The 5,941-nt window shown below is 41.5% G+C and carries 5 protein-coding genes; all 5 read right to left on the bottom strand.

Features of this window, described 5'->3' with window-relative positions; all coding sequences use genetic code 11:
- Positions 1–197: 197 nt before the first annotated feature.
- A complete protein-coding gene (gene flxY / locus E1163_RS18445; protein WP_155173938.1) occupies positions 198–1,493 on the bottom strand; it encodes a flexirubin biosynthesis putative acyl-CoA ligase FlxY in 1,296 nt (431 codons plus the stop codon).
- A gap of 14 nt (positions 1,494–1,507) precedes the next feature.
- On the bottom strand, positions 1,508–3,187 hold the full coding sequence (locus E1163_RS18440; protein WP_155173937.1) for a C45 family autoproteolytic acyltransferase/hydrolase: 1,680 nt from the start codon (positions 3,185–3,187) through the stop codon (positions 1,508–1,510).
- Between the two features lie 5 nt (positions 3,188–3,192).
- On the bottom strand, positions 3,193–3,885 hold the full coding sequence (locus tag E1163_RS18435; RefSeq protein ID WP_155173936.1) for a YdcF family protein: 693 nt from the start codon (positions 3,883–3,885) through the stop codon (positions 3,193–3,195).
- The gene (locus E1163_RS18430) at positions 3,885–5,408 is read right to left on the bottom strand and encodes a phytoene desaturase family protein (protein ID WP_155173935.1); all 1,524 of its coding nucleotides are present in this window, start codon (positions 5,406–5,408) and stop codon (positions 3,885–3,887) included. The genes E1163_RS18435 and E1163_RS18430 overlap by 1 nt, the downstream gene beginning before the upstream one ends.
- 2 nt (positions 5,409–5,410) lie before the next feature.
- Positions 5,411–5,941 (bottom strand): class I SAM-dependent methyltransferase (locus E1163_RS18425; RefSeq protein WP_155173934.1); only part of this gene is annotated, 531 nt, incomplete at its 5' end.

Below are 5,941 nucleotides of genomic sequence, written 5' to 3'. Positions count from 1 at the left end.
CCGCAAAAGGACTGCAAAGATAGTAACTTAAAGCGAGTTACCAAATACTAGTTATTAAATTTTTTAAAGAATAATATTTGGGCGTGGTATGGCCTGCCTTACTTTACTACGAGGGTGCAAAGATGCGATAAATGTTTAAATATGGCAAGTGTTATTTTCGTCTGCTTAAATTATTAGTTTAAGCTTCATTGTCCGCATTAAGCTTTTTGCTGTCTTTTGTCGACAAACTTAACCGGCTTTCGGCTTGTTTTTGGGTAGATGAGCTGCAGAATTTCAGCTTCCGACCTCTCTACAAGCGCAGGGGTAACTCTCAAAAGTGCCCTGAACTTATCCGCGAGTCTCTTACGCTCATAATTCGAAACAGTACTGTAAAGAACTGTAAGCTCATCGTTACCATACTCATCAGCCGTGGCCAGCACCTGGTAGTGGCTAATACTATCGTCATTGTCCAGCAGGTCAAAAATGGCCGGCGGATAACATGTGGTTCCCTTGTACTTTATGAGTTGGTTCTTTCTACCCAGCACAGGGCTCACCCGTGGTGTGTTCCTTCCACATGGGCACTGCTCATCCAAAATGGCACACATATCACCGGTTTTGAACCTTACCAAGGGTACGGCCTCTACGCCGAGTGTAGTAATAGTAAGCTCTCCGACAGTACCCGCAGGAACGGGCTTATCATGTTCATCAAGAACCTCTGCAATAAGCAACTCCGGATGCAAATGCCCTCCTTTTCCAATTGAACATTCTGTAAAGGCTGCGGCCATTTCAGTTGAGGCATAGGTAGAGTAAAGTTCAATACCCCACTTGTCGGTAATCTTCTCACCTAACGCATTAAGCGAAAGATCGCTCTTTCGGATAGGCTCACCTATGCATATGGCCTTTTTAACTGAACTATTCTTATAATCTATTCCTTCAGCTTCGGCGTATTCGATTAGTTTGACAAGAAAAGAAGGCACAATAATCAGTGCTGTAGGTTTAATTTCCTGTATGGTTTTCCATTGTAGTTGAGGTAAGCCTGGCCCTACTCTAACCATACCTGCGCCAAGTTCCCTGGCACCCAGCGTATAGGCAAGCCCTGCCATAAACTGACGATCCAATGTAGTAGTTAGCTGGTAGAGTTCATTTCTATCTCCCCCGGTACAAGCCAAAGATATAGCTTCGTTGTAAGTCAGTCTTTTTAAATCCTTCTCCGTCAAAGGTATGGTTACGGCTACCCCTTCGGTGCCTGATGTATTACAGTATTCTATAATTTCTTCCGGGGATACACACCAAAAATCCCGCTGATACTTTTGCAAGTGGCTTTTATCAGTGGGAGGAATGGTTCCGAGGGCTTCAATAGAATTAATGGAGCTGATATCGATCTTATGCTGTTCAAAATGGCGTTTGTAAAAAGGTGACTTCTCTCCTACATAGCATAGCAATTTCTTAAGCTCTGCCAATTGATGATTTAAGATATCTTCTTTGCTCCTGCTTTCTAATGGAGGTATAGTCATAATGCTATTGCCATTTACCGGATCTCGATGTGTTTACGGCATTCTTTCAGGCCTTCCTCGATATGTCTTCGCTCGCTGTTTTTAGCTATTTCCAGATCCAGCGCAATATTATAATATTTTTCAGCCTCTTGCCAAGCTTCAATACTTTTAAAGTAGTCTCCCAGGTAGTAGTAAGTTAGAAATCCACGTGGGTTGCTTTCTATAAACCTGTTGACTTCCTGATCCTGCAATCTATTACCTTCTCCCTTTGCCAGAAACTTTTGGATCTTTTCTTTTATCAGCACAAAATCGGTATAGCCTTTATATCCATTCGTATTAAGAAAGGGGTCAAATTCAATACTTAGAGAATCTGTATAAGTAAAGGAACTGCCTTTGCGATCTGTGAAAATCTGGTTAAGATTATATGCAATATAGTCTCCCAACTGATACGGTGGTGTGGACACCCAGGCGATCATTTCTTCAGGAGAAAAAATAACAGAGTGATGCGCTATAAGTTGATTTATTGCTTTTTCGTTGGCCAAACCTATGTCCTTACCCTCCATACCTTTTGTATCCCTGAGTAAATAAGCTGCTTTAGCAGGATTAAGAGCCCCCAGTGAATCTATCAACTGGTGTACACGTTGATACCTGTAGTCAGAAACCCCTTCTTGCAGATACTCTTGATTCAATGGATCATTCTTAAGCTCGTCACTTTGAAAGTGGTTTGTAATGATCATTTCATTGTCATCCTCTTCATAAAGCACCGTAGTTTCCGGGGTTTTCTCAATCAGTGCAGCTCTTCCGTCCTGTTTAGAACCAATCAAAAACGTTTCGGCCACAAAGGACTCATATGATTCGGCAATCGCATAGGCTTCATCAATTGTTGATGCATATTGCAATATTTGTCTGGCTATAATTGAGACGGGTGTTTTGCCTATTGACGGAATAGCTGACTTGGCAGAATTAAGGGTTACCGTTAATCCCTTCTCATTCATTCCGGAGACTACTCCGCTAAAACATGCCCATGTAACCGACATAAACTGATAACCCTCGCTGGGATTATAGAAGGCAATCATTCTATCTTTTGCAAATTGCTCTCCAAAATAAAAATCGAAATTACGTCCTATTAGTAGTTTCCCATTTTCAGATTTATCGCCTTTAACTGCAAACGAAGTACAGCCTACGAGGTTCATATTCTGCAAAGCATGGCCAATATCGTGGGCAGCATGATAGCTAAGCCCTCTATGGTATTTGGGAGAGACATAGTCAAAAGAATCAGCCATGTATTGTGAAGACCCGTATATCTCTTTCAGGTACTCCTCAGGAACATACTCGTCAAGATCACGGTGAAACCAACCTACTACATACTTCAGAAAATTAAGGTAGGAATCGGAGGGTACTCTGTTTTCAATTTCTGAAATAAAAGCACTCTCTTTTTCTGCCAATAACTGCTGGGCCAAAGCGCCGAAGGCAAGACCGCGTTCGTATGGTTCGCCTTGTATATATATTTCCCATACATCTTTGTCGTTCTTATGCAACCAGCTTCCCGTGGCGGTTGTAAAATGATTTTGGCCCAAGGTTTTCACTTCAATATCAGGTATTTCCTGTCCTTCTGCCAGTGGAGACGACATACGCACGTTGAAGAAGTACACCACAACCAATGTCAGGGGTAGCAATATAAGTATGGCCAGCATAATCTTAACTTTTTTTCTCATCACCTTTAATCTACCGGGTTATGCTCTTTATATTGGTCTTCAATGTTTTCCCCAAGGGTGCCTCTAAATCTTTGCCAGAAGTTTTCCCGTTCAGGTAGTGCCTTGAAATCTTTTTTCAAAGCAATTTCAGCGTTGATCTTTACGTCCGCAAGATTCATTTGTTCAAGAATAGTATACTGGATCGGAAGGTATTCTACTTTAAACGGTTTGCCATTGGCATATTGCTGAAGCAAAAATGATTGTACCGGATCAGTAGCAAGGGCTATTTTCTTAAAACCTTTGGCCTTTGCCAACTCATAGGAGTAGAATAAATTTTCAGTGCTATGTTCAGCCTGGGTTTCAGCAAAGAGCATATTTTCCGGTAAGCCCAATTTAATAGCATACTGCTTCATGATCAGTCCTTCAACATAGGGTGAATATACAGCACTGCCCGAATAGATAATGTTTTTCACAAGTCCCTTCTCCCATAAGTATTTTGACCAATAGACTCTGGTTTTCATGATGTTATGCCATTTGCCCTCATATGGATAGCCGGGGACAATTATTGCATCATATGGCGCTTCGGCCAGCGCATCCTGATAATTATCTTTTGTGGTTTCCGTCAAATAGAAAATAAGCAGTGCAATGACAACCAGTGCTACCAGGTGAAGCCAGAGTATTACTTTAACAATTCTATTTTTAAAAAACCTTTTTAACATCACTCCTTACTAGTAGTGGATTCAATGATCTTATTCATCAGGTACTGATGCCCCAGTATTTCAGAACATGTTGTAATTGCCCCTATAGTAACACCGAGTACTCCATGCATGTTGAGGTTCTGACCTGTAAGCAACAGGTTGGGAACCTTGGTTTTAGGAGAAATGAACGATTTCAACGGGTTCTTATAATCCTTTTTAACACCATAAAGCGAGCCGTCCTTCGTGCCTATATAGTCTCTGTAAGTGAGAGGTGTTGAGGTATAGTACGCTTCTGTATTCTCTTTTATACCAGGAAACTTCTTCTCCAGTTCATTAAACAATACTTGTGCTTTTTCTTCTTTAAACGTTTCATACTCTTCTCCCCGTTCTGACTTTTGAGATACTGTATTGAATGTGTCAGCCCATTTGCTGGTTTCTTCAAAATGCATATAAGCCATCATGATTATGCTATCGGCATAGCTATCGGCTTTACTTGATGCTCCACTAAACACCGCATATCCGGTGGGCCAGTTATCTGTGTATTGAGCTCCTATCCAAACGTCAGGGTCTATAAAATGGTAGTAGTTACAATTGAAATTTGGAATAGTGCCTGGCTTGGGAACGATGTACAAAATGAATACTGAAACAGAATTTTCAAGGCTATTGATCCTCTTTCGGTATGCTTTCCTGATTTTCCCCTCCTCCACCATATCCAGAGTGAGGGATGGGTGAATGTTGGAGATAAATTTTTTCCCTTTGAACTTCCTGCCATCCGCAAGCACAACATGGTCGACTTCATCTCCATCAAATACGAAATCAACTACTTCCGCATTTTTTAGCACCTGCCCTCCGTTTTGACGGATATTGCGTGACAACAGTATGGCAATCTGTGAACCCCCATCTATGCACTTCCAGGAGCTTTCAATGTAGGAGTTAACCACTAAAGCGTGAACATAAAGCGGCGTTTTGTCCCCTTCTCCGGCATATAAAAGATTAGTGCCGGCCAATATCATTTGCAGGCGTTCATTAGAAGTGCATGTAGCTATGAAATCCCGGGCATTGATATCCAGAAATGGAGCATCGTTAAGTTGTCCGTTCATAGGCCGGACATCGTACATTGGAAATTTGCTGCATACTTCCCTGATCTTATCGCAATATTTAATAATACCGTCCCTTTCGTCTGGAAAGTAGCTGCTCATGGTTTCTATGAAGTTGTCATACCCCTGAGCATACCTGTATTCGGTATCATCTCCTTCGAAGGTAACTACATCAAAGCCGTCCTCATCCATGCGTTTAAGCTTAAGATCATCCATTATCCCAAGATATTTAAAGTAACGGTAAAGGTTCTGACCTTTGCCCAGCCCTCCGATATAGTGAATGCCTGTATCGAAAATGCGCTTGTTACGTGAAAATATCTGCAGATTTCCCCCGATCTGTTTATTCTTTTCCAAAACAAGTACGCTATACCCTTCACGACTGAGTATAGTGCCACACTCCAACCCTCCTAAACCACTGCCTACGATGACTATATCAAAACTTTCCATTTTCAATTTTGGGTTAACACAAATATTGTGTTTGACGTTCGCTTCGTATTATCAATTACTTCGAGCTTAAAATTATTTCTTTCTGCAAACTTCTCTATTGTATCAGAAGAAATGAAGTTTAACTTATTCCTGGTTTTGTTAAAACCACTGCCTGTAGAGAATACTTCTGTAAGTTCAGTGCCTTTGTGCCGGTCTTTTTTATTCGAATCTCCATCTCTGATGATCAGCTTTCCTCCGGCATTCAGACTTTCCGCCATTTTATTTAACAAGGTGCCCTGCTCCTCTATCGTCAAATAATGAAGAACATCACTAACAACAAAGGCATCGGCAGTTCCAAGATCTTCACGAAGTACGTCACCATGTATGAAAGTGACGTTTGATGGTTTAGCTGGACAATTTTGAGCCACGAATATTTTTTCCCGATCGTAGTCGATGGCGAGTATCTGCCTGCTTGCACTGCTGTAGGCTAATGCATATGACATTGGTCCATAGCCACACCCAAGATCTATGACCTTACCTTCTCTTGGAACTAT

Source organism: Fulvivirga kasyanovii (assembly GCF_009711405.1).
In the GTDB taxonomy this organism is placed as follows: Bacteria; Bacteroidota; Bacteroidia; order Cytophagales; family Cyclobacteriaceae; genus Fulvivirga; species Fulvivirga kasyanovii.
Note: the sequence above shows the minus strand (reverse complement) of the source record. Positions and strands in the feature narration are given on the sequence as shown.